Consider the following 26,971-nt stretch of genomic DNA (forward strand, 5'->3'; position numbering starts at 1 on the left):
CTATTCGTAAGGGCCGTGATGCGCGTCCACCGGCAGCAGCAGCGTATCGAACACCAGCGACAGCGGGAGATCGATAATCGTCAGAAAGCGCCAGGGCGTATCACGGACGTCCCACTGCACGCCAGGATAGTATTGATTGCCGTGCCCCTGTCCGGGCAGGGTTCGACTGATGATGCTGCCGCAGCCGGTCAGCATCGTCAGGCAGCAAGCCAACAGTAAAACCCGTAATAGTGTTCTGGTCATCATCAAGGTCTGCCTGAAAAACGCGCTATTGTACAGTAACCGTTAACGGCAGAAAGCCCGCCTGTTGCAAAATATTTGTAAATCTCCTGACCTGAGTTTAGCCCCTTTCCGACTGGCTGTGCGCCCTTTCCTCCGGTATGACGTTTTCATGTTCTATGCTTTGTGGGCACTGCCTCGCTATCGCAAATTTTTTTGCCGCAGGCAAGACTATAAACCTGGAGTAGAAACTATGAGAGCCCTTACCTATCATGGCCCGCATCGGGTCAGCGTCGACAATATGCCCGATCCGACAATTGAAGCCCCTGACGATATCATTCTGCGCGTAACGGCTACGGCTATCTGTGGCTCCGATCTGCATCTCTATCGCGGCAAAATTCCCGGTACGCATCATGGCGATATTTTCGGCCATGAATTTATGGGCGAGGTTGTGGAAACCGGCACGGGCGTTACCGCCGTGGCAAAAGGCGATCGGGTCGTGATCCCCTTTGTCATCGCCTGCGGCGACTGCTTTTTTTGCCATATGCACCAGTATGCCGCCTGCGAAACCACCAACAGCGGCCGCGGCGCCATCCTGAATAAAAAGAGCATTACGCCGCCCGCCGCGCTCTTTGGCTATAGCGATCTCTACGGCGGCATTCCCGGCGGCCAGGCGGAATATGTCCGCGTGCCTAAAGCCAACACCGGGCCGTTTAAGGTGCCGGATACGCTGCCGGATGAGAAGGTGCTGTTTCTCTCCGATATTTTGCCTACGGCCTGGCAGGCGGTACAAAACGCGGAGATCAAACAGGGCTCCAGCGTGGCTATTTTTGGCGCCGGCCCGGTAGGCCTGTTGAGCGCGGCCTGCGCAAGGCTGGCGGGCGCGGAGCAAATATTTATGATTGACCACCACGCCTACAGACTGGCGTTCGCTCGCGAGCGCTACGGCGTCATCCCCATTAACTTCGATGAGAACGATGACCCGGCGGCCTGGATCATTGAAAACACCAAAGGCCATCGCGGCGTGGATGCCGTTATCGACGCGGTAGGTTTTGAAGCCAAAGGCAGCCTGACGGAAACGGTTCTGAGCAATCTCAAGCTGGAAGGCAGCAGCGGCAAGGCGCTACGTCAGTGCATCGCCGCCGTACGCCGTGGCGGCATCGTCAGCGTACCGGGCGTTTATGCCGGCTTTATTCACGGCTTCCTGTTTGGCGACGCCTTTGACAAAGGGCTGACCTTCAAAATGGGGCAGACGCACGTTCATGCCTTCCTGCCTGATCTGCTGAAGCTGATAGAGCAAGGCCACCTGAAGCCGGAAGAGATCGTAACGCACCATATGCCGCTGGAAGAGGCGGCGCGCGGCTATGAAATTTTTGAAAAGCGTCAGGAAGATTGTCGCAAGATTATCCTGGTGCCGGGAATGGCGGGTGAGCAGGCGACGCTGTAAACAATAAGGCCCGCCTGAGCAGGCAACAGGCGGGTAATATTCTTTTCTCCAAACCAGTTTCCCATTATCGCTTCGCCTCTGGCATAGCGCATCAATAAGATTTTGTCATCTTCAGACGCCACATCATTTTTGTTAACTTATTGTTAATCAAATCTTTACCCGACCGTCTGTGACTGGGCTCTCAGAATAGTCTCTTAAGTAAAATTTATCAGCCTGTCGGCGCCCTAAAAGCCGGGGAGCAGCTAACCTTATTCCGGTAGCTACACAGAAAATGGATGAGAATTTTCTTTCCTGTTAATGAAACGGAGTGAACCATGACGATCAAGACGCTGGAAGATTTATTTATTCATGACCTGTCAGATGTTTATAGCGCAGAAAAACAGATCTCCCGCGCCCTGCCAAAAATGGCACGTGCCGCCACCGATGAAAAATTAGTGGCCGCTTTCAAACAGCATCTTGAAGAAACCCACGGCCAGATCGAACGCCTGGATCAGCTGGTAGAGAGCACCGACGGCGTGCGCATCAAGCGTATGAAGTGCCACGCACTGGAAGGACTGGTGGAAGAAGCGCAGGAAATTATCGATTCCGTAGAGGCTGGCCCGGTACGCGATGCCGGTCTGATCGGCGCAGCGCAAAAAGTGGAGCACTATGAGATCGCCACTTACGGCACGCTGCGCGCGCTGGCGCTCAAGCTGGGCTATAAAGAGGCCGCTCGCCTGCTGGGAGAGACGCTGGAAGAAGAGAAAGCCACCGATGAGAAGCTAACCGTCATTGCGGAACAGCAATAATCTGGCTCGTCGGACAAATAAATTAAGAGGTACCGTTATGACTCATGAAGAAAACTATCTGGCCTGGGTAAAAGACGCGCACGCGATGGAAAAGCAGGCTGAAAGCATGCTGGAAAAACAGGCTGCCCGTCTGGAGCACTACCCCGATTTGAAAGCCCGTATCGTCCAGCATATCGAAGAGACTCGTCAGCAGCAGGCGCTGGTGCAGTCAGTGATCGACCGCTACGACACTTCGCACTCCGTGCTGAAGGATACCGTCGGCAAGCTGGCCGCCTTTGGCCAGGCGATGGGCGGGATGCTTGCGGATGATGAAGTCGTAAAAGGCGCCATCAGCAGCTACGCCTTTGAGAATTTTGAAATCGCCAACTACACCTCGCTGATTGCGGCGGCCGAACTGGTCGGCGATACCGAAGGCGCAAGAATTTTTGCGCAGATCCGCGAGCAGGAAGTGGCGATGGCCGACTGGGCGCTGAATCATCTGCCGGATGTCACCGAGCAGTTCCTGACGCGCTCCGCCGCACCAGGCGTAGAAGCCAAAAAGTAAAGCTGTACTCAGCGCAAAAAAAATCCGGGAAAGTTTCCCGGATTTTTTATTTCTGTCTGCCTCAGATTTTCGTTGGCTGAATAGCCAGCGGATTCATCCGCAGCGACTGATAGTAATCAAACCAGTCGTGATACTTGTCGGCATGCTGCCACAGGCGATAGTGCATCCGTGACAGCGTCACCGGATCGCTGATCAGCGCCAGACGGCGGTCACGATCCAGCTTCGCCGGCGACTCGCTCAGCGCCTGCTCGACGCGGCGATCGCGGGCGAACTCCAGGATATCGCTTTTCAGGTGACGCGAAGTCGCCATAGCACTGGCCAGCGCGTTGAACGACGGGTGGAACAGCGCGTGCATAAAGCCATCTTTCAGCGCGCGTTCGCGGTTCAGCTGGTTGTAGCGCTCGGTGTCGATCAGCTCTCGCGGCGGCTCGAACTCTTCCGGGATCAGGAAAAGTTTAGCGCGCTTTGACGCCATCCCGGTCGTGGAACGGCTTGAATACACCGACACGAAAGGCGACAGGATCAGCGAGAAAACGATCGGCGCCAGCCACCACAGGAAGTTCAAATCCAGCCAGCCCATGCCAGCCGCCCAGACAATGCCAAGCGCCATTTGCGAGCCGTGACGTTTAAATGCCTCGCTCCACGGCGTTGCGTCGTCATCACGCTGCGGCGAGTTCCAGACCACTTCCCAACCCAGGAAGGCGCTGACCACGAAGACGGTATGGAACAGCATACGTACCGGCGCCAGCAGCACCGAGAACAGCACTTCCAGGAACAGCGAAACGGTTACGCGCAATACGCCGCCGTACGGCTTCGCTCCCTTGAACCAGATCAGAATAATACTGAGCAGTTTCGGCAGGAACAGCAGCACCATAGTGGTGGAGAAAAGCGCTATCGCCAGTTCGGGACGCCACTGCGGCCAGACCGGGAATAGCTGTCTGGGCTGCAGGAAGTACTGCGGCTCCATCAGCGTATGCACGACCTGCAGCGCCGTCGACAGCGCCAGGAACATAAACCAGAGCGGCGCCGACAGATAGGACATCACACCGGTCAGGAACACCGCGCGGTGTACCGGGTGCATCCCTTTCACCAGGAACAGGCGGAAGTTCATCAGGTTGCCGTGGCACCAGCGACGGTCGCGCTTCAGCTCGTCCAGCAGGTTTGGCGGCAGCTCCTCATAGGAACCCGGCAGATCGTAAGCGATCCACACGCCCCAGCCTGCGCGACGCATCAGCGCGGCCTCCACAAAGTCGTGAGACAGGATGGAGCCGGCGAAAGAGCCTTCGCCCGGCAGCGGCGCCAGCGCGCAGTGCTCGATAAACGGCTTCACGCGGATAATGGCGTTGTGCCCCCAGTAGTGCGACTCGCCCAACTGCCAGAAATGCAGACCGGCGGTAAACAGGGGGCCATAAACGCGCGTGGCGAACTGCTGGCAGCGCGCGTAAAGCGTGTCCATACCGGAAGCTTTCGGCGAAGACTGGATGATCCCGGCGTTCGGGTTCGCTTCCATCATACGCACCAGCCCGGTCAGACATTCGCCGCTCATCACGCTGTCCGCATCCAGCACTACCATATAGCTGTACTGACTGCCCCAGCGACGGCAGAAGTCATCAATGTTGCCGCTTTTACGCTTCACGCGGCGGCGGCGGCGGCGATAGAAAATGCGCCCTTCTCCCCCAACGTCGCGCACCAGCTCCATCCACGCTTTCTGCTCGGCCATCGCGATGTCCGGGTTGTAGCTATCGCTGAGAATGTAGACGTCGAAGTGCTGCTGTTCGCCCGTTCTGACCACGGACTCCCAGGTTGCGCGCAGACCGGCGAAGACGCGTTCCACATCTTCGTTACAGATCGGCATAATCAGCGCGGTACGGTGCTCCGGATTAATCGGATCGTTGTCGTTGCTGTTATAGGAGATGCTGTATTTGTCTTTGCCGATCAGCAGCTGCAGGAAGCCCATCAGCGCCGTCCAGAAGCCGGCGGAAACCCAGCAGAACAGGACGGCGAACAGGAAGAGTATGCCCGTTTGCAGTACGTACGGCAGGATCTGCAGCACCGACTGCTGCCAGTTCTGGTTAATCATCTCCATCGGATCGATCAGCGCCCAGCCCTGGTAAGGCAGAATGGTCTTCATATACCAGGTAGCGATAACCGTCTGCGCAATCGTCAGCAGCAGCAGGATATAGCGGCGAATCGAGCCGACATGACGCCATTTCTCTTCCGCCCGCTGCTCTTCCGCATTGGCATAGCGCGGTTTGGATTGACGGCCACGCAGGGAATCCCAGGCGCGCGACACCGGATTGGTGCGCCAGGCTTCCGGATACATGGAAGAGCGCGTATGGGGCGGCATCGCTTTCAGCGTGGTGCGACCCAGCGCGTCTTTGTCGAACTGCTCGCCTTTACCGATGGAGTCCGGCCACGTCATTTCAATACGGGTTTTTACCGACGACAGCGGCGTGTCGTCGGCGCGCTCCGCTGCCTGCGCGTCGCCCAGCTTCAGATGAAGCTGGCTCAGCTCCTCTTCCGGCGACGCGTTCAGCAGCGCCTCTTTCCGCTGGGCGGGCAGAGGCAACGCATCAATATAATCAGCTTTAGTCTTATTCATTGGCAGGCAACTGATAGCTCCAGGTTTCGGTCAGCGTCTTATCGCCGTTAACCAGCGCGGCACGCATCTCTGTAGGCTGTTTGTTGTCCTTAACACGTAAACGGATCACCAGACGCCAGCCTTTGGTGACCGGATTGTAGCGCACGCTGTTTTCCACCAGCTCGCCGTTGTTCCCGATGCTCACCTGCGGCGTCAGCGGCGTGTCCGCAGGCAGCTTGCTCATATCCTGGCCGGTAAAGTCGACGATAAAGGCGACCGTGCCGTCAGGCTGGCGCACCAGATTGGACTGCTTGACGTCGCCCGTTGAGCGCAGCGTATCTTTGACGTAGGCCACATCCGGCGAATGCAGCTGGTGCTCATCGCGGGTAAAGTGCAGACGATACTTAAAGTTCATCTCTTTGCCCGCATCCGGCAGATTTTCCGGCGTCCAGAAAGCAACGATATTGTCGTTGGTTTCGTCAGCGGTAGGGATCTCTACCAGCTCGACGCGCCCTTTGCCCCAGTCGCCCTGCGGCTCGATCCAGCCGCTCGGACGCAGATCGTAGCGATCGTCCAGATCCTGGTACTGAGCGAAGTCGCGACCGCGCTGCAGCAGACCGAAGCCTTTCGGGCTCTCGACGGTAAAGGTGCTGACCGCGAGGTGTTTAGGATTGTTCAGCGGACGCCAGATCCATTCGCCGTTACCGGCGTGAATCGACAGGCCGTCGGAATCATGCAGGGAAGGACGGTAGTTAACCTGCGGCGAAGGCTGATTAGCGCCGAACAGGAACATACTGGTCAGCGGCGCCACGCCCAGCTTACCGACTTTGTCACGCAGATAGACTTTCGACTGCACGTCGACCGTGCTCTCTTTGCCCGGCGTGATCAGGAAACGATAGGCGCCGGTTGCGCGCGGTGAGTCGAGCAGCGCGTAAATCACCAGATGCTTATCGGAAGGTTTAGGCCGCTCGACCCAAAACTCTTTAAAGCGCGGGAACTCCTCGCCGGACGGCAGCGCGGTGTCGATAGCCAGTCCGCGCGACGAAAGACCATAAACCTGGCCTGCGCCGATCACACGGAAATAGCTGGCGCCCAGGAAGCTGGCGATCTCGTCATCTTTTTTATTTTTGCTGTTAAGCGGATAAAGAACTTTAAATCCGGCGAAGCCAAGATTTTTAACGGTTTCAGGATCGTGCTTAACGTTGCCGAAATTAAAAAAGTCAGGCGAATATTTAATCTCATGCACGGTGGAAGCCGTGACTTCATTAATTTTCACCGGCGTATCGAAGTACATGCCCTGGTGGTAGAACTCCAGCTTGAATGGGGTTTTCAGCTTGCTCCACCAGGCTTTATCGCGATTGAACTGGATCTGCTGATAGTCAGCATATTTCATCTCGCGCAGTTGGGAAGGTAAATTGCTTTTGGGCGCTTCATACCCTTTCCCGGCCAAATCTTTCGCCTGTTTTGCTACGTCATCAATGCTGAAAGCCCAGCCGGAACTGGCATACATTGACAGCAAAACCGTTGCGCCGATCAGACGCAATTTCATCAGTTCTGGCTTATTTTTCATTTTAATCAGCACATCCCCCCCTTTCGTGTGCTTAAATCAATCCCATCCATCTTAATGGATAATTCGAAATTCCGACAGCTCAACCCCATTTTTGTTCCTCGCATTGCTTGCTTTTAGCGCCCTGTTCTCAACTGCTTAGCGGATACGGATTCCCCTGATAGTATACCTGCGTTTTCTCAACTAGAGTAAGCGGTAAGCTTTAGCGTGCTCAGGGCGAGTTAACGCGGTAACATCTTGAAAAATAGGATAGATATGGCCAAAAATTCCGGGCAGAGAGAATATTTTTTTGATTCAATCAGAGCCTATTTAATGCTTTTAGGCGTGCCTTTTCACGTCTCTCTGATTTATTCCAGTCAGAGCTGGTCAGTAAATAGTCTGCACGCTTCCGAATGGCTGACGTTACTGAATGATTTTATCCACGCTTTTCGCATGCAGGTTTTCTTTGTTATTTCCGGTTATTTCTCTTACATGCTGTTTTTACGCTATAGCCCGCAGCGCTGGCTGAAAGTCAGGGTGGAACGCGTCGGTATTCCCATGCTGGCCGCCGTACCGCTGCTGACGCTGCCGCAATTCTTTATGCTGAAAGCCTGGACGACAAAGATTGGCGACTGGAGTCAGCTAACGCTCTATGAGAAATTCAACGCGCTTAGCTGGGATCTTATCTCGCATCTCTGGTTTCTGCTGGTGCTGGTGATATTGACTGCCGCAGGCGTCTGGCTGTTTAAAAAGCTGCGCGACGGTCGGCAATTAACGGACTATTCCGAGCTGAACTGGACGCGTCTGACGCTGGCGATCCTGCTTTGCAGCCTCATTTGGGGCGCCATCCGGCGGCTGCTGTTTATTTTCGCGCCGCAGCTGCTCGGCAATGCCCTGTTTAACTTTGTGGTTATGCAGACGCTGTTCTTCCTGCCGTTTTTTATGCTGGGCGCGATGGCGTGGAAACATCCGGCGATTAAAGCGCTGCTGATTAAACCGGTTCCCTGGACGTTTATCGGCTCCGCGCTCGCCTTTGTCGCCTATGTCGCTAATCAGAGCTGGAGCAAAGGCGAAGGCTGGCTCTACGAGATCGACGCCGTGGTGTCGATGCTGATGGGACTCTGGATGGTTAACGTGGTCTTTTCGCTGGGGCATCGCCTGCTGAACAGCCATTCGCCCCGCGTGACTTACCTGGTGAACGCTTCGCTGTTTATCTATCTGGTGCATCATCCGCTAACTATTCTCTACGGCATCTTCCTGACGCCGCTAATCGGCAGCAACACCCTGGGCTTTTTCGCCGGGCTGGCGTTTGTCTTCGGCATCGCGTTTATCCTGTATGAAATCCACCTGCGTATTCCGCTGCTGCGCTTTCTCTTTTCCGGCAAGCCGCAGCAAAAATAGCTAACCCCCTAAGCCCGGCTGCTGCCGGGCTGTTTACAGCAGCCACTCTATCGGCAATCGCCATACCAGCCGCACCAGCAGACGCTGAAAAAAGCGCGTGCCTGGCTCGTGGCGATGCACAATCTCCTTATCGCCTTCGCCCGGGTACTCCACCCAGTTGACCCTGCCCCATTTATCCAGCCGCAGCGTCCAGGCGCGATCGCGAATACGGGAGATAAAGCGCTGATGGATACTGGTCGCCAGCGATTCGCTCTCGATGACAAAGCCCATTTCGGTATTGAGCATGGCGGAGCGCGGATCGAAATTAAACGAGCCGATAAACACCTTTTCGTTATCCACGCTGAAGGTTTTGGCGTGCAGACTCGATCCGGAGTTCCCGGTCAGGCCGCGATCGTGCGGCTTGTCGCGCGTGCCGCTGTTTGGCTTCAGCTCATAAAGCGTAACGCCGTGGCGCAGCAGCTTTTTGCGCCATTTGGCATAGCCGGCATGCACCACTGAGACATCGTTCGCCGCCAGCGAATTGGTCAGGATGGCTATTTTTACGCCGTTTCTGACCAGCCCCAACAGCTGCGCCACGCCCGCGCGCGTAGGCACAAAGTAAGCGGAGATAATATCAAACTGCCGCTGAGGCTTGCCGATCACTTCCAGCATACGCTGCGGCAGCAGCGTCGCCTGTCTGGCGCGGCCCAGCCCTTTGCGCGGATCGTCGCTCAGCAGACGCGTTTTGGCCCAGGTTAGCGGCAGATCGCCTGCCGCCAGCTGGGTGGCGAAAGAGGAAGCTTCGCTACGCTGCAGATAGCGCTTAACCTGAGGATCCTCCAGCCACTCGGCGGGCAGCGACGCCGCTGAAGGTTCCGCCTTGTCTTCCACATCCACCACTTTACTGAAGGGTTCGACGGCGTGACTTTCCCAGTAACGTTCAAAATCGGCCGTAACCTCTTCCACCACCGGCCCTATCGCCAGCACGTCGAGATCGGAAAAAAGCGGCTCGCTACCCGCGCCGAAATACTCATCGCCGATGTTGCGACCGCCGACAATGGTGACTTCGCGATCGACAGTAAAGCTTTTATTGTGCATTCGCCGGTTCAGGCGGGCGAAGTCGGTAAGATAGCCCAGCGCGCGCAGCGTGCGGAATGAAAAAGGATTAAACAAACGCACCTGGATATTGTGATGGCTGCACAGCTCGCTGAGCGTGCTGTCCAGACCCATAGTGTTGTTGTCATCCAACAGCAGGCGTACCCGTACGCCACGTTGCGCCGCCGCCAGCACGGCGCTAAACAGCAGGCGGCCGGACATATCGTCCTGCCAGATATAGTATTGAATATCCAGCGTGCGTTCGGCCTTCGCTATCAGCTGATAGCGAGCGGCAAAGGCGTCCAGCCCCTCTTCCAGCGGACAGATGCCGCTGTGTTCAGGATGATTTTTTACCAGTGAGGAAACGGCGCTCGACAGCGGCGCAGACCTCTCTTCTGGCGCAAAAGCTTCAACCACGATTCTTCCTTCTCTTAACTGTTCGCCTGTTCGGGCGGCGAACAACGCCCCAGGCAAACTTCTGTTGCTGTTCCGGTTGCGGCCTGGATACGACTGTCGCAGACAGCCGCTTCACAAGGGCGCAGTGATAAACATAGTCGTTAAGCGCAATTGGTCTAGACTTAGCGCATCACGCGCAGGTTTTGCTATGGGGAAAACGTCATGAGAGTCACGCATCCGGCGCCGCCTCTGTCAGGCGATCGTCCGCTGTTTAAAAGTTTCTTTCAGGGCAGTTTCGCCTGTTCCACCGCCTGTCGCGGCGAAGGTAAAAGAGTCGATCTGGCGATTAACAGCGGCCACGATATGCTGCTGGATAAAGACTATGCGCAGCTGGCGGCTCATCAGCTGCTGACGGCGCGCGACAGCGCACGCTGGTATCTGATAGAGAAAAAGCCGGGCGAATATGACTGGTCCAGCTTTTTGCCTATGCTGCACGCGGCGGAAAACAACGGCCTGGAAATGATCTGGGAGCTGGCCCATTTTGGCTGGCCCGATCATCTTGATATCTGGCAGCCCGCGTTTATCGACAGCTTTGCCGCTTTCGCCCGCGCGATGGCCTGCCTGATGCGTGACGAAGGCTACCAGACTCCCTTCTTTACCCCAATGAATCAAATCTCTTTCTGGTCATGGGCCGGCGCAGAGGTGGCGCTGTTCAATCCGGGCGCAACGGGCCGCGGCAAGCTCCTGAAGCGGCAGCTGGTGACGGCTTCCATCGCCGCGATGCGCGCCATTCGCGAAGAGCTGCCGGGCGCACGCTTTGTGCTGCCCGATCCGCTGGTGCATGTCGCCGCGCGGGAAACGGACGCGGCGGCTCGTGAAGAGGCGCAGCGCCAGCACGACGCACAGTATGAAGCCTGGGATATGCTGAGTGGGCGGCTGCTGCCCGAGCTGGGCGGCGATCCTTCTCTGCTGGATATCATCGGGCTGAACTACTATCCCGACAATCAGTGGTTTCTGAATGGCGATCCGCTAACGCCCGAGCTGGAGGAGTATCGCGAGCTTTCCAGCCTGCTGCTGGAGGTCTGGCAGCGCTATCAGCGGCCGCTGCTGATAGCGGAAACGGGCGCGGAAGGCAATGCGCGCGCGCCGTGGCTCAGAAACGTAGTGGAACAGGTCAGGCTGGCTCGCGAACAGGGCGCCAGCGTGGAAGGCGTATCTATTTTCCCTGTGGTCGACTACCCCTCCTGGGCCGACGACAGACGTTCGCCGGGCGGACTGTTCGGTCTGCCCGACGCCAACGGCAATCGCACGATCTCAGAGCCCTATGCGCTGGAGTTGCGCAGCCAGACCATCAGGATGAAATCTTTAGGGGGATAATGGCCGACGGCGGCGTACACTCTTGCAGCGGATAAGGCACGGGCGCGCGGCGCACGTCAGAGAGCCAGGTAAGGACAAAAATAACCGCCAGGGCGATCAGCCCCGCCGCCAGCAGGCCTGTCAGCGCCAGCAGGCGATCTTCCCGAGTTTCCATGCTCTTTTCCCTCCATAAGACTTTCCGTGGTTACGTCAGTAATGTCACCATCAGGACAAAGATTATCAGCGTGAAAGAGGCGACCGCAAGCACCACTATTGCGAAGTGGGCGTCATCAAGTCGATGGCGCGGCTCGTCAGTCGGCTGGTCTTGCGAGTGTTCTGTCATCTTAATCACTATCGGCAGGTCTTGTGCAGTTCCGGCCTGGTTAATGCACAAGGCGTTCAGGGGCGAAGGTTTAGGCAGCGCATAAGTAAAACTTATGCTTCAGGATCGCTGATTCCTTCAGGTTGCTTACATCTGCCGTTTACAGGGAAAGGAGTATATCATAGCCGTAGCGCGCTATTGCAGGCATCAGCGGCAAAAAATGATAATTTCCACGCTACTGTCGTCTCATTTATCCAGTGGTTCTTATCAAGTAAAAATCAAATTTCTTTATAAATTAAGCAGGTATTTCCCTTCAAAACGCTAACCGTAAAGATTAAAGAAAGCCATTCACCAGCCGCTTCTTCTCATCCGATAGAGATTATTCCGGCAGGCTATTTCGCACGCGGCGCCGTCCAGTGCGGAACATGACACATCGCGTAAAAATGATTAACGAGCTAATAAGGGAAGAAACCGTAAAATCCGGCTTCCCTGCCGGATTAAGCGCCTGGTGTCGTTATAAGACCCGAATCTTATTCAGGCCATAGCAATTTTTTTTAGTGCGGTAGAGCGTCACCGCTATCGCCCAAAGCGCGACGACCGCCAGGAAAACGCCAAGCCCAAGCATGGCTACAAAGCCAGCGAACCGGAACAGCAGCAGACCCGCGATACAGCCACTCAGAAAGGAGAACACGGTAGTCAGGTGCGTATAAAGCTGCTTTTGCTGGAAACGACGCTCGCTGTAAGGCACGTGGCTGATAAAGGAAGAGACAAACGACCCCAGCGCGATCCCCGCATCCGTCAGCGTACCGGTAATGTGCGTCGCCCTGACGCGTCCGTTGGAAAGCTGGGTGGAGGTGGCGTTATGGATCCCCATCAGGAAACCGAGCATGACGGATATCTCTTTATTATTGCCAGGCGAATAGAAAGTCAGCTCGAATAGCGAAATTAAAGAGAGAGCAATACTCTCGGTCAGAATGATCAGACAAAAGATAGTTCGGATTCCTTTGCGCAATCCGGCCAGCACCATAAACCGCGCGCAGACCGAACCGGCGACAAAGGCGGCAATCAGCGCCGCAAGGAAAATAAGTCCCTGCGTGTCGGCGCTGAATACCTCAGAAGAGATTTGCGAGGTATTCCCGGTCATATGCGAGGGGAAAAAGCCGAAGGCACCCAGCGCCATCGCGTTAAGGATCCCTGCCGTAGTAGCTAATACCAGTGCCAGGTAGCGATCTTCCGTGTGGGACCTGACCTTCTTTTTCTTAATCAGCACATTGTTCACCATTGAGTTGCGTAAAAGGAAAAGAGACAACGTAGGGTCCGGACAATAAATCTCAGAAGTTTTAAAATTACATGGCGCTAAAAACAGGACTGAATGTTTAGCATAACTGAAGCTTAACCCACCTTTGTTATACAATTGTAAAGCTTGGGTAATGTTTTTTAATATAACCAGTGAGAACAACCAATTACAGATTAATCTGTAAAATGAGACGCAGCTTTTATAAGGGGATTGAGCGGTGAAAAGCGGGATAATCGACTGTATTCAGCCCGGCTATCCCGCCATATTAACTGGAAAAAATCAGAAATCCCAGGCCATTGAAAGCTTCAGCTGACGCGGATTGCCTTGATAAATATAGGTACCGTTGCTCTCCACGCCCGACCAGTACTTCTTGTTGGTAACGTTTTCCACGCCCAGGCGCCAGGTCACATCGTCCTGCTGCACCTTCATGCGGTAGCGTACGCCTAAATCCAGCGTGGTGTAGCTGTCGAGCTTTTTGCTGTTGGCTTCGTCAGCGTACTGCGAGCCGGAGTGCGTTACGCGCGCCAGCGCCGTCAGTCCTTCTACCGGTTTGATATCATACTCTGCGCCCAGCACCGTATAGAAGTTCGCCACGCCAACGGCGTTTTTACCATCGTAAGCGCCCGCTTCCGTTTTGCTCATTTTCGGATCGAGCCAGGTGGCGCTGCCGTTCAGGCGCAGGCCGTAAATCGGCTCGCCGAAAACATTCAGCTCCACGCCGCGATTACGCTGCTCGCCGTAGAGCCCGAACAGCTGCGTCTGCGGATTGGTAATGCCGGTCGGCTTTTTGATTTCAAACAGCGCCAGCGAGCCGCCAATGCGTCCGCTGTCCAGCTTGATGCCCACTTCATTCTGTTTAGAGAGTGAAATACCGGTGACCTGGCCGGTGTTTTTTGCGTTGCTGGGCGCGGTATCGCCAGGCTGCAGCGCTTCGATATGGTTAGCGTAGAAGGAGACCGCCTGCCAGGGTTTCACCACCAGCCCGTAGCCTGGCGTCCAGCGTGATTGGGTAAAGCGCGCGTCGGTATCTTCCACCGCCGTGCCGTAAGCGTAGTTGCGTACCACCACCTTTTGGTGACGTACGCCCGCCGTCAGCAGCACTTTATCATCCAGAAAACCCAGCGTATCGGTCAGCAGCACGCCCTGCGTCCGGATCCGGCTGGTTGGACGAGGATCGTCGAGATCGCCGCCAAAGTAAGTATTGGTCGGCGCCGCCACCGCAGAAGGGTTATAGATATTGGTCGCCCGCGAAGTCAGCGCCATGCCGTAAGCGGTTTTTTCACGTTTGCTCTGCGCCGCGTAGCCCAGATTGACGCTGTGGCTGACAAAGCCGGTAGTAAAGGTGCCGCGCAGGCCGCCCATGCCGCTGAAGGCGTCGACATATTTATTGGTATCCATACGGCTGAGGGTCGCTGAGCCATCCGCGCCGGTCAGCTTCGGCGTGCCGTAAGCGCCCATTTCATGGGAGTGCTGGCCGCCGACGGCGCCATAAGCCGTCCAGTTTGAAGTCAGATCGTACTCCGCGCGCGCCATGCCGAATTCGCTCTCCAGGTTACTGTAAACCCAGTTCTGGCTGTAGTTGCTGGTCGCCCGAGGCACCTCAGAAATAAAATCGACCTGGCTGACGTTAACGCCAAGCCGGCCGCCGTGATACTCCTGTTTTTGATAGCCTAAATCCAGCGAGGTGCGCAGTTTGTCGCCGCGATAGTCGAGTCCCAGCGAAGCCAGCGTAGTGCGGCGCTTTTCATTATCGATCGCCGTTTCGCCTTCCCGGTGTAGCAGGTTCGCGCGTACGCCCCACTGATTGTCGTCGCCAAAACGGCGGCCAACATCCAGCGAAGTGCCGATCTGCGAGGAAGACGTATAATCCACGCCCAGGCGGGTCAGCGGCGTCTCCTCGGCGTGTTTCGGCTCCAGATTGATCATGCCGCCAACGCCGCTGGTGGCAGAGCCGTTGATCAGCGCGTTTGAGCCTTTGAACACCTCAACGCGATCCACCATCTGCGTGGAGACGACCTGTCGCGGCATCACGCCAGGCAGACCGCCAAAGGTCATATCGTCGCCGTCCAGGTCGAAGCCGCGAATGCGGTAAGTTTCCGCGAAGTTGCCATAGCCCTGCACGTTTTGCACGGAAGCGTCGTTGGCGACCACCTCTTTCAGCGTTTGCGCCTGCTGATCCTGAATCATTTTACTGGTATAGCCGATGACGTTGAACGGTACGCTGTGGGCATCCTGCTCGCCCAACAGACCGAGACGGCCGCCGTTGGCGACCTGGCCATCGAGATAAGCGGGCACCAGCTGGTCGCCGCCCGCTTTGAAAGGATCGTCCGGCGTGGCGATAACCGTCATGGTTTTGTCGACGGCGTCGTCTGCAACGGCGCCCTTGTCAGAAGCGGCGGCTGTCGCCGTTACGGAAGCAGAAGCGATAAGCGTCGCCAGCAGCCTGAGGCTGAAGCGACGGTTAAACAGAACGGTATAAGCCATAGCGATTCCCTGATAGCAATCTAAGTGATAATCATTATTATTCGGATTGCGATTATCTTTATAGCTGCTGAAAATGCAAGCGCTAACGCGCTTTTTCGCTATGGACTGAGCTGCGCGCCTGGAGCGCCTGCGTATGCCAGCCGCCGCCTAACGCCCGATAAAGATCGATTTGCGCCTGCAGCAAATTGTTCTTTACCTGTACCAGATTTAGCTGCGTGCTGAACAAGGTACGCTGCGCGTCCAGCTCGTCCAGATAGGAGGCGTAGCCGTTTCGGTAACGGTTGCTGGCGATATGCAGCGCTTCGCCCACTACCTGCTCCTGTTTTTGCAGCTCGACCAGCTGCTCCTGATAACGGGCAATGGCATCCAGATCGTTGTTGACCTCGCTGAAGGCGTTGCGCACCACTTTCTCGTAGTTAAACAGCGCCTGATTACGGGCGGCCATCGATACGTCGACCTGCGCCGTCAGCGCTTCACGATTCAGAACAGGCGCCAGCACGCTGCCGCCGATGCTCCAGAGCCGGAAAGGATTATCCGCCAGCTGATGCAGCACGGAGCTTTGCAGCGTGCCGCTCGCGGTGAGATTCAGCGAAGGCAACAGACGGGCTTTCGACGAGGCCAGCTTGGCGTCTGCCGCCAGCAGCAACCGCTCTGCCTGCGCAATATCGGGGCGACGCTGCAGCAGTTCCGAGGGCAGCAGCGAGGGCAGCTGCTGCGGCGTAACCCGGGCAAAGCGGCTCTGCCGGGCGATCTCGCGAGGGTTCATGCCGGCCAGCACGCTAAGCGCGTTTTCCTGCTGCGCAATCTGGTGGCGCAGCACCGGGATCTGCGCTTTGGCTGTCTGATACTCCGATTCCGACTGTACCCACTCCAGCTTTGAGGTATAGCCGGTTTCAAACTGCCGCCTGGCCAGCCGCAGCGAGTTTTCGCGCGTGGCCAGCGTCGCTTCCGTTACGCTCAGCTGCTCGTCAAGCGCCAGCAGCGTCATATAGCCTGAAGCAACCGAGCTGGCTACGGTCAGCTCGGTTGCGGCAGACGCGGCCTGAATCGCAGCCAGCGAGGAGGCCGCCGCCGCAATATTGCTACGGCGCGCCCCCCACAAATCCACCTCATAATCGGCCTGTAGCAGCCCCTGAAAGACGGCATATTCATAAGGCTGGCCGCTGACCGAAGAGAGCGCTCTGGCATGGGTGGCGGCCACGCCCGCGTTCAGCTGTGGAAAATTATCGCCTTCCGCTGCCCGCAGTTCGGCCCGATATTGATCGACGCGGGATCGGGCGGTAAGAATATCCAGATTATGCTTTAGCGCCTGCTCCACCAGTGTATTAAGGTTGCGATCGCCAAAAGCGCGCCACCAGCCAGCCTCAACGGGTGAGGATGGCCCGGCCTGGTTGCGCCACTGTACGGGCACGGGCAGCGATCCAGGCGCTTTTTCAACCTGGGTGGCGCAGCCGCACAGCAGCACAAGGGTTAACAGCGGCCATGCCTGACGCCTCATTGCTTCTCTCCCGAGGCGGCGGTATTGATATCCACCTCGACGGACATGCCGGGCCGCAGCCGGGTGGTATTTTTACTGGTGATGGCTATCCGTACCGGAATACGCTGAGCGATTTTCACAAAGTTGCCGGTGGCGTTATCGGGAGAAATCGCGCTGAACTCCGAGCCGGCGGCTGGCGAAATATATTCCACGCTGCCCTGGAATTTTTCGCCGTCCAGCGCATCGACGGTGAAAGTCACAGGCTGGCCGGGTCTGACATGCGCCATCTGCGTCTCTTTCATATTGGCGATAACCCACAGCTGCTGCGGCACCAGCGACGTCAGTCTGGCGCCGGCGGTCACGTAAGCGCCCTGCCTCACGGCAATCTGCCCCAGTTGACCGTCGCGCGGCGCGATGATGCGGGTATTCTCCAGATCGATCTGCGCCAGTTCCAGCGCGGCCTGGGCATTTGCGACATCCGCTTCCAGCGAGGCTTGATTGGTAATCACGGTTTGCAGATCCTGACGGGAAACCTCCAGCGTGGCTTTCGCCTGTTGCACTTCGGCCAGCGTCTGGCTGTTGCTGGCGCGGGAAGCGTCGCGCTCGCGGATTGACAGCGAACCGTCGGAAACCAGATTCTCCACGCGCTTCAGATCCAGGCCGCTTTTGGTCGCCTGCGCTTTGGCATTTTCCAGCGCGGCCTGATTACGGGCGATGACCGCCTGCGCGCTGCGCCGCTGCTGGACATTGTTATCCAGCGCTGCCTTTTTCATCGCCAGCTGCGCCTGCGCCTGATGCACACGCTGGCGATAGATACGATCGTCGATGGTCATCATCACTTCGCCCTTGTGCACCGGCTGGAAGTCGAGCACGTTAACGGCGGTAACGTAGCCGCTAACCTGCGGGCTGATAAAAGTGACCTGGCCACGTACATAGGCGTTTTCCGTAGACTGGATCTGGCTGGTGAAAGGCGGCAATTGCCACGCGTAGAGGATAACCAGTACGCCGACCAGCGCGATACCTGCTCCTGTCGCTATGGATATAATCCGCAGCCTGTTATTTCTTTCGCGCCCTGCGAGCTGTTCCTGCTGACTCATTCGTTCCCCGTACTGATATTTGCCTGCAGCATCCGCCGTTCGGCTTCCGCTTCGCGTTTGGCCTGCTGCCAGTTGAGATAGCGCAGCCGCGACAAACGCCACAGTACCCAAATTAAAGTGATAAAGGCCATCGCGGCCGTAAGAAGATAGGTGTCATTATAGGCCAGCACGTTCGCCTGCAGCGTCGCCACCGTCTGGAGCTGGGCGGTGCTTTGCGCGCTGAGCAGCGCGGGATCGCCGATCAGGCTATTGAACAAGCCAGAGTACTGCGCCAGCCGTTCGGTCACGTTGGCATCCAGATAAGAGAGCTGGTCGCCCAGCAGGCTGGAGTGATATTTCTCCCGCCAGACCTGAAAGGTGCCCAGCAGCGCGGAGCCGATCAGACCGCCCAGGTTCTGGCTCATGCCGAACAGCACCACCAGACTCACCAGGTTTTTCGGCTGGGTCACCACGCTGCCAATATTGAGCAGCAGCGCCGGGGCGATAAAGAAAGTGCTGCTGAAGCCGAGCAGAAACTGGCTGAAATACATATTATTGCCGCGCGTCAGCGGACTGGACTGCGCGTCCATCAGAGAGGCCACCATAATCAGCAGCAGCGACATCACTATCGGCCAGCTGAGATGTTTGACGTTGATGGTCAGGGCGCTGGTCGCGATACCGGCGATAACGCCCAGCAAAATGGCCAGCGCCAGCCCCTGTAGCTGATCGTTCAGCAGGCCTACCTGCTGCAGGTAGCCGATAGCGCCGGTGTTCTGTTCGGCCAGGGTAACGCGCAGCATCACCATCACAATTCCCAGCCGGAAGATGGCGCCGGTTCGCAGCCAGCGCGTATTGATCAAAGGATTGCTGCGGTTATGTTCCAGCACAACGGCGGCGATCGTCAGCACCAGCCCAAGCGCCAGACAAACCCCCAGCCACGGCGTGCTGGTCCACCATTCGATGCGGCCCAGCGACAGCACGCCGCAAAACAGCGCCATGCCGGGCGCCATCAGCATAAAGGTCAGAAAATCCTTTTTTTCAAACACTTTCATTCTGTCGCCCGGCGGCAGCTTCAGGATCAGCACCGCGCCCAGGCAGATCATCGCCAGCCCCAGCTCGAAAAGATAGAGTCCGCGCCACTCATCCAGCTGCAGCAGCTCGCTGGAGAAAAGCCGCGCCAGCGGGATCGCCAGCTGCGAAGCGCCCAGACCGATAGTCATCGCTTTTAAACGATGCTTCGCCGGCCACGCCTGCACCTGATAGTAGATGCCCAGCGAGCTAAGCGCGGCGCCGACCATGCCGTGCGCAGCGCGTACGATAATTGCCGAGCTGAGATCGTTGACCAGCAAATGGAAAAACGACACCAGCGCGTAAAGCACCAGAAAGGCTTCGGTAAAGGCGCGCAGGCCAAACTGCTGGCGAAATTTCACCAGCAGCAGGTTAATGGAAATATTGCCCATCACATATACTGCAGGCAGCCAGGCGATTTCATTGCTGTAGGCGCCGAAAACGCCCTGCAAATTGCTCAGATTGGCCGTGACCAGCGCGTTACTCAGCGCCCCGGTCACGGAGATCAGCAGCCCGATAATGCCGAAGGCGATGCGTTTATGGGTTGGATGAAGCGGCGTGGACGGCGAGCCGGGCAGCATCGGCTTTTCGCCGGGCGCCCATTCGCGCGGCGCGAAAGGATCGGGACGGTTACCGCGCATGTTACTTTGTTCCGCTCGCTTGCAATATTTTTTGCAGTACCCGCTGCGCGACGATCAGCTCGTCACGGCTAACCGACACCAGCAGTTCATTACGTAGCTTATCGACCTCAATGGCGAGCCGCTGATGCAGCGCCTGCCCTTTTTCGGTGATATGCACCAGCCGCTTGCGGCGATCCGCCGCAATCTGCGTGCGCTCAATCAGCTGCTGTTTTACCAGGCGATCGATTAAAGGCACCAGGGTCGCTTCCTCCAGCCCCAGCGCTACGGCCAGCTCTTTCTGACTAATTGGCGCACTGCGGGTCGCCAGCGTCGCTATCGCGATCCAGCCGCTGGTAGTTAAGCCATCTTCTTTTACCCGACGATCGATCGCCTGCCGCCAGGCCTGGGCGGTCAGATGAAGCAAACGGGAAAAGGTAAGATCCTGAATATTCAATATATAGAAGCCTGATAATTAGGGTGCTAACCAAGACGAAAGCGCAATTATAATCAAGGATCATAGTCGACAGAAAGAAATTTGCGGTGGCCCTGATAATTTTTCCTGGTGGAAAATCACTGGCAAAATAAAAACCCGGCTTTATACGCCTGCTAAAGTCGCCTTTGACCGTCACTGCGGGAGCAGGCAGGCCAGATGATTGCATAACCGACCGGCCATGACAGAAAAATTCAAATAGTGCCAGTGTCAGGTAATCAGGAAAAATGAATAACCACGCAACACACAAAAAATCATGTCAGGAAAGATGTCAGGAAAGGAATCTCAGGCACAAAAAAACCGCCTTGCGGCGGCTCTACGACATTGCACAACGTGCTTGTTTTTATTCGTTTTAATCGGTAGTCAAAGCGTGGTGCCCGGGGCGGGACTTGAACCCGCACAGCCATAAGCCGAGGGATTTTAAATCCCTTGTGTCTACCGATTTCACCACCCGGGCATGGATGTAAAGTGGAGGCGCGTCCCGGAGTCGAACCGAGGTAGGCGGATTTGCAATCCGCTGCATGGCCACTCTGCCAACGCGCCTTTATTCTGCTTTGCTGCCAGCTGTGGTGCTGACGGCTAAATTTGGAGCGGGAAACGAGACTCGAACTCGCGACCCCGACCTTGGCAAGGTCGTGCTCTACCAACTGAGCTATTCCCGCTTTGTTCAGCGCTTTTAACAGAAGCTGCTGATTTACTTTATCTTCTGGCGACTTAGCTGCCTTTCGATGCGTTGCATTCTACTGACTGAGCGAAATGAGTCAACACAAATATCCGCACTTTTCTTCTGTTTGCTGCTTTTTAAATCGTATCGATCACCGTTCGAACAGATCGCCGCGCGCCGCGCTCAAATACTGATACATCGACCAGAAAGTCAGCACGGCAGCGATATAAAGAGCCGCCACGCCAATGCCTTCGACCAGGCGATCGGGACGCCACAGCAGCGCAAACAGCGCCAGCATTTGCGCCGTGGTTTTCACTTTGCCAATCCAGGAGACAGCGACGCTGCTGCGCTTGCCGATTTCCGCCATCCACTCGCGCAGTGCCGAAATGATAATTTCCCGCGCAATCATGGTGGCCGCCGGCAGCGTAATCCACCATTCATGAAAATGCCCTGCCACCAGCACCAGCGCGATCGCCACCATTACCTTGTCCGCGACCGGATCCAGAAAGGCGCCGAACCGCGTCGTCTGTTTCCAGCGACGCGCCAGCCAGCCGTCGAACCAGTCGGTGATCGCCGCAACGATAAAAATCAGTGCGCAGACCAGCGGCGCCCATTCAAACGGCAGGTAAAAAGCCAGCACGAAGAAAGGGATCAGCACGACACGAAGCAGAGTAAGTAAGGTCGGAATATTAAAATGCATAGGTACGCTAACTGTCTGGACAGAGTAGAATTTATCCCTATGTTCCTACAATGCCTTAACCAACGCAATGTTTAGTGTTTCAGCGCGTAAAAGATTTTCTCCGCCAGCGCCTGCGAAATCCCCGGTACGCGCGCCAGCTCTTCCACCGAGGCGTTCATCAACGGCTGCAGGCCGCCCATATATTTCAGCAACATCTGACGGCGTTTGGGGCCAATGCCTTCGATGCTTTCCAGCGCGCTGGTGTTTTTCACCTTCGCCCGTTTATTGCGGTGTCCGGTAATAGCATGGTTGTGAGAATCGTCACGGATATGCTGTATCACGTGTAGCGCTGGCGAGTCCGACGGCAAAGAGAACCCTTCCCCTTCCGGTTCAAAGAAAAGCGTCTCCAGTCCCGCTTTACGATCGCTGCCCTTCGCCACGCCCAGCAAAATAGGCCGGTCTTTATCCCACTCGACGTTCAGTTCAGCGAAGACGTTTTTCGCCTGCGCCAGCTGGCCTTTGCCACCGTCGATCAGGATCACGTCAGGGATTTTGCTCTCTTCCAGCTCTTTACCGTAGCGGCGGCGCAGCACCTGATTCATCGCCGCATAGTCGTCGCCCGGTGTGATGCCGGTAATGTTATAGCGGCGATATTCGGAACGCAGCGGCCCGTTGCTGTCGAACACCACGCACGAAGCGACCGTTTGCTCGCCCATGGTATGGCTGATATCGAAGCACTCCATGCGTTTAATTTCCGGCAGCTCCAGCACTTCGCTCAACGCCTGTAAACGCTGATGAATGGTGGATTGCTGCGACAGACGGCTGACCAGCGCGGTGCTGGCGTTGGTTCTCGCCAGCTTGAGATAGCGAGCGCGATCGCCGCGCGGATTACTTTGAATAGTGACTTTCCTGCCCGCCATTTCCGTCAGCGAAGCGGCCAGCAGATCTTTTTCCGGCAGCGCGAAGTCCAGCAGAATATCCGCCGGCAATGTGCGCGCCTGGCTGCCCTGCAGGTAGAACTGGCCGACAAAAGTCTGCACTACTTCCGCCATGTCGGTGCCGCCCGGTATTTTGGGAAAATAGCTGCGGCTGCCCAACACTTTCCCCTGACGGATAAAAAGCACGTGCAGACAGGCCAGACCGGCGTCGAAAGCCACGCCTATCACGTCCAGATCGTCGCCGTTATTGGAAACGAACTGCCGCTCCGTGACCCGGCGCACCGCCTGAATCTGATCGCGAAGACGCGCCGCTTCTTCAAACTTCAGCGACAGGCTCGCCTCTTCCATACGTCTGACCAGTTGGTTAAGCACCTGGTCGTCTTTACCGGAAAGAAAAAGCCGCACGTAGTCGGTTTGCTGCGCGTACTCTTCCTCGCTGACCAGACCCGCCACGCAAGGCCCCAGGCAGCGCCCAATCTGATATTGCAGACAGGGACGCGAGCGATTGCGATAGACGCTGTTTTCGCACTGGCGAATCGGAAAGATTTTTTGCAGCAGCGACAGCGTTTCACGTACCGCATAGCCGTTGGGAAACGGGCCGAAGTACTCGCCCTTGGCATGTTTCGCGCCGCGATGGCTCGCCAGACGAGGATGCTCGTCCGCGCTCAGAAAAATATAGGGATAAGATTTATCATCGCGCAGCAGCACGTTATAGCGCGGCTGATAGAGCTTGATGTAGTTATGCTCAAGCAGCAGCGCTTCGGTTTCGGTATGGGTCACCGTCACGTCAATCTGCTGGATACTGGCGACAAGGGCTTCTGTTTTACGACTGCCCAGATTGCCACGGAAGTAGCTGGACAGGCGCTTTTTCAGATCTTTGGCTTTACCGACATAGATAACCGTGCCGCCAGCGTCATACATGCGATAAACGCCTGGCTGGCTGGTGACCGTTTTCAGGAAAGATTTGGCATCAAAAACATCATTCACTACTGATCAACGACTCCGCATTGAACAGCCCGTGCCGGATAGCCAGGTGCGTTAACTCCACGTCGCCGCTGATGTTCAGCTTACTGAACATGCGATAGCGGTAGCTGTTAACGGTTTTTGGACTCAGGCTGAGCTGTTCGGAAATATCTGCCACTTTCTGGCCCCTGGTGATCATCAGCATAATCTGTAATTCGCGTTCCGACAAACAATCGAAGGGCGAGTCCGTTTTTTGCGGTTCGATTTGGCTGAGCGCCATCTGTTGAGCGATATCGGAAGCGATATAGCGCTGGCCGGCGTTGACCTGGCGGATGGCGTTGACCACTTCCTGCGGCGCGGCGCCTTTGCTGAGGTAGCCCGCGGCTCCCGCCTGCATGACTCTGGCGGGCAGCGGATTTTCCGTATGGATGGTGAGCATGATTATTTTAACGTCAGGACTGTAGCGCACGATTTTTCGCGTGGCTTCAAGCCCGCCGATGCCGGGCATATTCATATCCATCAGCACGACGTCAACGTCGTTATTGCGGCACCACTTCACCGCTTCTTCACCGCAGCAGGCTTCACCGACCACCTGAAAACCTTTGATGTCTTCCAGTATGCGTCGAATGCCAGCTCGCACCAGTTCATGATCGTCAACAAGAAGAACGCGTATCAAAGGGCCTCTCCAAATGGGTATTATCGGGGGGATTGATCGTTAACAGGTGGTGGATTTTACCTCTTTTTCGCTAACGTTAGAACATAAATAAACGTTCGCGCCGCTGGGGGTTATTCTGCTTTGCCGCGCCATCCGCCTGTATTGGTAAGGGAAATATGATATACTCGTTGCTTAAATGTATTATTGGCAGCGAAAATCGGGCAGCCGATCCGTTAATAAAAAAACCAGGAGAAAACATGAGCGATACTGATTTTTCAACCAGTAAAGATGCGCAGACTTTAGCTGAAGAGATGGCATGCATGAAAGCGCTGGTTACATTTATGTTGAAAGGTATGGGCCAGGCTGACGCCGGCAAGGTAATTATTAACATGGAAAAATATATTGCCCAGCTTACCGACCGCCAGCAGGCTGACGTATTCAGTAGCACGATTAGTCAAATCAAACAGGCCTACCGCCAGTAGCCATTCACCGTCAATCAGCCCGTTGTCTGCCGCTCACGCCAGCAAGGGGTTACCTTTTTGCAGGCGGAAACAATGGGCTTAATTTTTAAAGCGGTTTTGGGCGCGTTGGTAGTGGTTTTAATCGGTATCTTATCAAAAACCCGTAGCTACTATCTGGCGGGTCTGCTGCCGCTCTTTCCAACTTTCGCGCTGATCGCTCACTATATTGTCGCCAGCGAACGCGGCATCGAGGCGCTTCGCGCCACCATCATTTTTGGCATGTGGGCTATTATCCCCTACTTCGTCTACCTGCTGTCGCTGTGGTACTTTGTCGGCCTCGTACGACTTCCTCTTGCGCTGGGCGGCGCTGTAGGCTGCTGGTGCCTCGCGGCATGGCTGCTGATTACGCTCTGGGCACGCGCTCAGGCTTAGCTCTGGCGAACCGTGATTAACCTGCGCGCGCCCGAACTCAGGCCTGGCGCCCTCGTCCGCTCCAGCTAACGGAGACGCCGAGCGTCGGCAGAACTTCTTCAGGGCTGAAGCGGCGCGCGCCGCGGAATTTCTCCGCAAGATGAGGCTGGTTGACGGGGATCCTGACGGCGAAAAGATTATCTTCCGACTGGATAACGCCCGCCGTCAGCGGCTCGTAGGCCACCAGATGCTGCGCGAACATCTGTTCCAGCATTGGCGTGGCGGCGCTGTAAAGATAATCGATGCCTGACTGCTCGGCCAGCTGGACGCTGTGCCAGAGAATGCTTAAAGGCAGCTCCGGATCGACATCCAGGCGCGCGGAAAAACGTGACATTTCCCATACCGCCAGCGGATTTTTCGCCGCTTCCGGATCGGCTTCTCTGTCCTGCCACTGCATCAGGCGGGCGCAGCCGCAGATGCCCTGCTGCGCGGTCCAGGCGATTAGCCAGATAACGTCTGAGCGGTCATAGCGGTCGTATTCCTGGCCTGGCGTGCTTAAACGAGAAGGGATTGACCACCCTTCTCCGCGGGCGAAAACGCTGTAGCGATAACTTCCTAATTCTGCCAGCAAAGAGGAGGGCATGTCCCTTAGCTTAGTCTGGATAATTTTCATCATTAATCCTCTGTTGCATTCACCGCTGAATGCCTTTCCATATGGCTCAGAGCTGTCAACCCAGGCGCAGGGTAGACAACCAACCAGCGATTAGAAACTACCAAAAATAGTAGTTATTACTCAGTTAAAGCAGTCCAATGGCGGCGGCGTAAGAAGCCACCTGAGTTTTGTTTGGCGCATTAAACTTTTTTTGCATGTTTTTTTGGTGAAAATTAACGGTATGCTCCGAAATAGAGAGGATCAGGGAGATTTCCGCCGCCGTTTTGCCTTCCGCAGTCCACTTAAGGATTTCCCGCTCCCGCTGGCTCAACGGCATCGCCATCACACAAAGCGAGCTGTCGTTGATACGCTGTAGGGTTTCCAGCACCCGATCCGAAATAAACTGGAGCTTAAGCTGTTTTTCGGGCGTTAACGCAATCTTTTCAAAAGATTTACCCGAGGCCATCGACAATATTCCTGTCACCCGATTTCTGGCGATTCTCGAGCAGGAGAAGCCTGAACGGATGCCAAACTCCCTGGCCGCATCGAACACCCTTTGACCTTCTTTTACAATAGGATCGTTCCACAATAGTAAGGTTCCCGGGACCTGACAATAGCGAATAATCGGATCTATTTCTGAAAAATTCTCCTCCTGCCATCGACGCACCCACTTTTCAGGATAGTTGGAAAAAACAAATATTTTCGGGCGCGTGAAGGGAACAGGATGACGGATATAGAGTGCGTAAAAATTCAACCCGAGCTCCAGCGTGAGTCGGGCAAGCAGCTGCATTATTTCGGTTGTCGCTTCGGCCTGGAGAAAAGCCGCCTCCGTCTCCTTACACCAGCCGAAATAGTTTTCAGTAGCCATTAATGCCTCGGGAAAGCGAGCGAAAAGCCGTACCCTGCTGTAGATTCATTACCGATCCTGATAAACAGGTAATTGCGGTTAAAATTAATACCCATTGTCATTTTCCCTGACCGCAGAGTAATAACTGAAAAAGATAGCGTTAATACTCCGAAAAGCGAGTTTTTCCATCGCAACGGATAATTTTTTCGGCAATCGCTGTCAAATCGTTCATATTTACTTAAGTTGCCGTTTAGCGGGCGGAAACGAGACGTTTATACCTCTTCTCCGCGCTTAATTTAATTATCAAGAATAAGATTTTTTCCAAAAATATTCAATAACGAGCTTTTGTGTTTTGCAGACGAATCCGTCTGAAATTTTACTGTAACAGAGGGAGAAAATAGCGCATTGCTAAAGCCATGCCGAAACAAATCCTGCCTAACCCATTGACATATAGTCATTTATAATAGAAGACGCCAACCATTTGACTTTGAGAGGATTGTTTATTTTACGCTTAG

At 55.7% G+C, this 26,971-nt stretch carries 23 protein-coding genes and 3 tRNA genes; 7 read left to right on the top strand and 19 right to left on the bottom strand.

Annotation, left to right across the window (positions count from 1 at the left end):
- Window positions 1-243, bottom strand: a complete 243-nt coding sequence (locus MKZ79_RS07390) for a YceK/YidQ family lipoprotein (RefSeq protein ID WP_336141375.1) — start codon at window positions 241-243, stop codon at window positions 1-3.
- 229 nt (window positions 244-472) lie between these two features.
- On the opposite strand from MKZ79_RS07390, the gene MKZ79_RS07395 reads away from it, so the two are divergent.
- From MKZ79_RS07395 to MKZ79_RS07405, 3 genes are all read left to right on the top strand, one after another.
- On the top strand, window positions 473-1,666 hold the full coding sequence (locus tag MKZ79_RS07395; RefSeq protein ID WP_336140969.1) for a zinc-dependent alcohol dehydrogenase: 1,194 nt from the start codon (window positions 473-475) through the stop codon (window positions 1,664-1,666).
- A 314-nt stretch (window positions 1,667-1,980) separates the two neighbouring features.
- Window positions 1,981-2,454, top strand: a complete 474-nt coding sequence (locus tag MKZ79_RS07400) for a YciE/YciF ferroxidase family protein (RefSeq protein ID WP_336140970.1) — start codon at window positions 1,981-1,983, stop codon at window positions 2,452-2,454.
- A 37-nt stretch (window positions 2,455-2,491) separates the two neighbouring features.
- Window positions 2,492-2,998 carry a ferritin-like domain-containing protein gene (locus MKZ79_RS07405; protein WP_336140971.1) on the top strand — a complete coding sequence of 169 codons (507 nt, stop codon included), beginning with the start codon at window positions 2,492-2,494 and terminating at the stop codon, window positions 2,996-2,998.
- Window positions 2,999-3,059: 61 nt separating this feature from the next.
- On the opposite strand, the gene mdoH is transcribed toward MKZ79_RS07405, so the two are convergent.
- Window positions 3,060-5,600, bottom strand: coding sequence for a glucans biosynthesis glucosyltransferase MdoH (mdoH, locus tag MKZ79_RS07410; protein ID WP_336140972.1), 2,541 nt, complete (start codon window positions 5,598-5,600; stop codon window positions 3,060-3,062).
- Complete coding sequence (locus MKZ79_RS07415; protein WP_336141376.1) at window positions 5,593-7,131, bottom strand: glucan biosynthesis protein G; 1,539 nt, start codon at window positions 7,129-7,131, stop codon at window positions 5,593-5,595. Before MKZ79_RS07415 ends, mdoH begins: the two co-directional genes overlap by 8 nt.
- A gap of 270 nt (window positions 7,132-7,401) precedes the next feature.
- Between MKZ79_RS07415 and mdoC the strand changes: the two genes are divergently transcribed.
- Window positions 7,402-8,526 (top strand): glucans biosynthesis protein MdoC, encoded by a 1,125-nt coding sequence (mdoC, locus tag MKZ79_RS07420; protein ID WP_336140973.1) that lies wholly within the window; start codon window positions 7,402-7,404, stop codon window positions 8,524-8,526.
- Window positions 8,527-8,559: 33 nt separating this feature from the next.
- Here the strand turns inward: mdoC and MKZ79_RS07425 are convergent, their stop codons facing one another.
- Complete coding sequence (locus MKZ79_RS07425) at window positions 8,560-10,017, bottom strand: phospholipase D family protein (protein ID WP_442897131.1); 1,458 nt, start codon at window positions 10,015-10,017, stop codon at window positions 8,560-8,562.
- Between the two features lie 201 nt (window positions 10,018-10,218).
- Here MKZ79_RS07425 and MKZ79_RS07430 point away from each other — a divergent pair, with 201 nt between their 5' ends.
- Window positions 10,219-11,373, top strand: coding sequence for a beta-glucosidase (locus tag MKZ79_RS07430; protein WP_336140975.1), 1,155 nt, complete (start codon window positions 10,219-10,221; stop codon window positions 11,371-11,373).
- On the opposite strand, the gene MKZ79_RS07435 is transcribed toward MKZ79_RS07430, so the two are convergent.
- The 13 genes from MKZ79_RS07435 to uvrY form a co-directional block, all read right to left on the bottom strand.
- Complete coding sequence (locus MKZ79_RS07435) at window positions 11,348-11,527, bottom strand: hypothetical protein (RefSeq protein ID WP_336140976.1); 180 nt, start codon at window positions 11,525-11,527, stop codon at window positions 11,348-11,350. The genes MKZ79_RS07430 and MKZ79_RS07435 overlap by 26 nt on opposite strands.
- Window positions 11,528-12,188: 661 nt before the next feature.
- Window positions 12,189-12,944 carry a YoaK family protein gene (locus tag MKZ79_RS07440; protein WP_336141378.1) on the bottom strand — a complete coding sequence of 252 codons (756 nt, stop codon included), beginning with the start codon at window positions 12,942-12,944 and terminating at the stop codon, window positions 12,189-12,191.
- Between the two features lie 306 nt (window positions 12,945-13,250).
- The gene (locus MKZ79_RS07445; RefSeq protein WP_336140977.1) at window positions 13,251-15,455 is read right to left on the bottom strand and encodes a TonB-dependent receptor; all 2,205 of its coding nucleotides are present in this window, start codon (window positions 15,453-15,455) and stop codon (window positions 13,251-13,253) included.
- An 82-nt stretch (window positions 15,456-15,537) separates the two neighbouring features.
- Window positions 15,538-16,953 (bottom strand): efflux transporter outer membrane subunit, encoded by a 1,416-nt coding sequence (locus MKZ79_RS07450; RefSeq protein ID WP_336140978.1) that lies wholly within the window; start codon window positions 16,951-16,953, stop codon window positions 15,538-15,540.
- Window positions 16,950-18,029, bottom strand: coding sequence for an HlyD family secretion protein (locus tag MKZ79_RS07455; protein ID WP_442897132.1), 1,080 nt, complete (start codon window positions 18,027-18,029; stop codon window positions 16,950-16,952). Before MKZ79_RS07455 ends, MKZ79_RS07450 begins: the two co-directional genes overlap by 4 nt.
- Window positions 18,026-19,717, bottom strand: a complete 1,692-nt coding sequence (locus tag MKZ79_RS07460; protein WP_336140980.1) for an MFS transporter — start codon at window positions 19,715-19,717, stop codon at window positions 18,026-18,028. Before MKZ79_RS07460 ends, MKZ79_RS07455 begins: the two co-directional genes overlap by 4 nt.
- 1 nt (window position 19,718) lies before the next feature.
- Window positions 19,719-20,150 carry a MarR family winged helix-turn-helix transcriptional regulator gene (locus MKZ79_RS07465; RefSeq protein WP_336140981.1) on the bottom strand — a complete coding sequence of 144 codons (432 nt, stop codon included), beginning with the start codon at window positions 20,148-20,150 and terminating at the stop codon, window positions 19,719-19,721.
- Window positions 20,151-20,557: 407 nt separating this feature from the next.
- A tRNA-Leu gene (locus MKZ79_RS07470) sits at window positions 20,558-20,643 on the bottom strand.
- Between the two features lie 12 nt (window positions 20,644-20,655).
- Window positions 20,656-20,729, bottom strand: a tRNA-Cys gene (locus MKZ79_RS07475).
- A gap of 43 nt (window positions 20,730-20,772) precedes the next feature.
- Window positions 20,773-20,848 (bottom strand) — tRNA-Gly (locus tag MKZ79_RS07480).
- A 153-nt stretch (window positions 20,849-21,001) separates the two neighbouring features.
- Window positions 21,002-21,550: a CDP-diacylglycerol--glycerol-3-phosphate 3-phosphatidyltransferase gene (pgsA, locus tag MKZ79_RS07485; protein ID WP_336140982.1), complete on the bottom strand. Its 549-nt coding sequence runs from the start codon at window positions 21,548-21,550 to the stop codon at window positions 21,002-21,004.
- Between the two features lie 71 nt (window positions 21,551-21,621).
- Window positions 21,622-23,454, bottom strand: coding sequence for an excinuclease ABC subunit UvrC (gene uvrC / locus MKZ79_RS07490; RefSeq protein WP_336140983.1), 1,833 nt, complete (start codon window positions 23,452-23,454; stop codon window positions 21,622-21,624).
- Entirely contained in the window at window positions 23,447-24,106 is a 660-nt protein-coding gene (uvrY, locus tag MKZ79_RS07495; RefSeq protein ID WP_336140984.1) for a UvrY/SirA/GacA family response regulator transcription factor, read from the bottom strand. The genes uvrC and uvrY overlap by 8 nt, the downstream gene beginning before the upstream one ends.
- A gap of 236 nt (window positions 24,107-24,342) precedes the next feature.
- Here uvrY and MKZ79_RS07500 point away from each other — a divergent pair, with 236 nt between their 5' ends.
- Together MKZ79_RS07500 and MKZ79_RS07505 are read left to right on the top strand one after the other, a co-directional pair.
- Complete coding sequence (locus MKZ79_RS07500) at window positions 24,343-24,567, top strand: DUF2594 family protein (RefSeq protein WP_336140985.1); 225 nt, start codon at window positions 24,343-24,345, stop codon at window positions 24,565-24,567.
- A gap of 72 nt (window positions 24,568-24,639) precedes the next feature.
- Complete coding sequence (locus MKZ79_RS07505) at window positions 24,640-24,978, top strand: GlpM family protein (RefSeq protein ID WP_336140986.1); 339 nt, start codon at window positions 24,640-24,642, stop codon at window positions 24,976-24,978.
- A 37-nt stretch (window positions 24,979-25,015) separates the two neighbouring features.
- On the opposite strand, the gene MKZ79_RS07510 is transcribed toward MKZ79_RS07505, so the two are convergent.
- Together MKZ79_RS07510 and sdiA are read right to left on the bottom strand one after the other, a co-directional pair.
- On the bottom strand, window positions 25,016-25,630 hold the full coding sequence (locus MKZ79_RS07510; RefSeq protein ID WP_336141379.1) for an autoinducer synthase: 615 nt from the start codon (window positions 25,628-25,630) through the stop codon (window positions 25,016-25,018).
- A gap of 124 nt (window positions 25,631-25,754) precedes the next feature.
- A complete protein-coding gene (gene sdiA / locus MKZ79_RS07515) occupies window positions 25,755-26,477 on the bottom strand; it encodes a transcriptional regulator SdiA (RefSeq protein ID WP_336140987.1) in 723 nt (240 codons plus the stop codon).
- Between the last annotated feature and the right edge of the window lie 494 nt (window positions 26,478-26,971).

The organism is Erwinia sp. CGal63, from assembly GCF_037026505.1.
In the GTDB taxonomy this organism is placed as follows: Bacteria; Pseudomonadota; Gammaproteobacteria; order Enterobacterales; family Enterobacteriaceae; genus Erwinia.

What these genes read in the sequence shown, in the direction of transcription:
- MKZ79_RS07500 (WP_336140985.1), top strand. Translation starts at nt 24,343, where the DNA reads ATGAGCGATACTGATTTTTCAACCAGTAAAGATGCGCAGACTTTAGCT.
- MKZ79_RS07435 (WP_336140976.1), bottom strand. Translation starts at nt 11,527, where the DNA reads ATGGAAACTCGGGAAGATCGCCTGCTGGCGCTGACAGGCCTGCTGGCG.
- mdoH (WP_336140972.1), bottom strand. Translation starts at nt 5,600, where the DNA reads ATGAATAAGACTAAAGCTGATTATATTGATGCGTTGCCTCTGCCCGCC.
- sdiA (WP_336140987.1), bottom strand. Translation starts at nt 26,477, where the DNA reads ATGGCTACTGAAAACTATTTCGGCTGGTGTAAGGAGACGGAGGCGGCT.
- mdoC (WP_336140973.1), top strand. Translation starts at nt 7,402, where the DNA reads ATGGCCAAAAATTCCGGGCAGAGAGAATATTTTTTTGATTCAATCAGA.
- MKZ79_RS07505 (WP_336140986.1), top strand. Translation starts at nt 24,640, where the DNA reads ATGGGCTTAATTTTTAAAGCGGTTTTGGGCGCGTTGGTAGTGGTTTTA.
- pgsA (WP_336140982.1), bottom strand. Translation starts at nt 21,550, where the DNA reads ATGCATTTTAATATTCCGACCTTACTTACTCTGCTTCGTGTCGTGCTG.
- MKZ79_RS07455 (WP_442897132.1), bottom strand. Translation starts at nt 18,029, where the DNA reads ATGAGTCAGCAGGAACAGCTCGCAGGGCGCGAAAGAAATAACAGGCTG.
- MKZ79_RS07510 (WP_336141379.1), bottom strand. Translation starts at nt 25,630, where the DNA reads ATGAAAATTATCCAGACTAAGCTAAGGGACATGCCCTCCTCTTTGCTG.
- MKZ79_RS07445 (WP_336140977.1), bottom strand. Translation starts at nt 15,455, where the DNA reads ATGGCTTATACCGTTCTGTTTAACCGTCGCTTCAGCCTCAGGCTGCTG.
- MKZ79_RS07460 (WP_336140980.1), bottom strand. Translation starts at nt 19,717, where the DNA reads ATGCGCGGTAACCGTCCCGATCCTTTCGCGCCGCGCGAATGGGCGCCC.
- MKZ79_RS07400 (WP_336140970.1), top strand. Translation starts at nt 1,981, where the DNA reads ATGACGATCAAGACGCTGGAAGATTTATTTATTCATGACCTGTCAGAT.
- MKZ79_RS07405 (WP_336140971.1), top strand. Translation starts at nt 2,492, where the DNA reads ATGACTCATGAAGAAAACTATCTGGCCTGGGTAAAAGACGCGCACGCG.
- MKZ79_RS07395 (WP_336140969.1), top strand. Translation starts at nt 473, where the DNA reads ATGAGAGCCCTTACCTATCATGGCCCGCATCGGGTCAGCGTCGACAAT.
- MKZ79_RS07430 (WP_336140975.1), top strand. Translation starts at nt 10,219, where the DNA reads ATGAGAGTCACGCATCCGGCGCCGCCTCTGTCAGGCGATCGTCCGCTG.
- MKZ79_RS07450 (WP_336140978.1), bottom strand. Translation starts at nt 16,953, where the DNA reads ATGAGGCGTCAGGCATGGCCGCTGTTAACCCTTGTGCTGCTGTGCGGC.
- MKZ79_RS07390 (WP_336141375.1), bottom strand. Translation starts at nt 243, where the DNA reads ATGACCAGAACACTATTACGGGTTTTACTGTTGGCTTGCTGCCTGACG.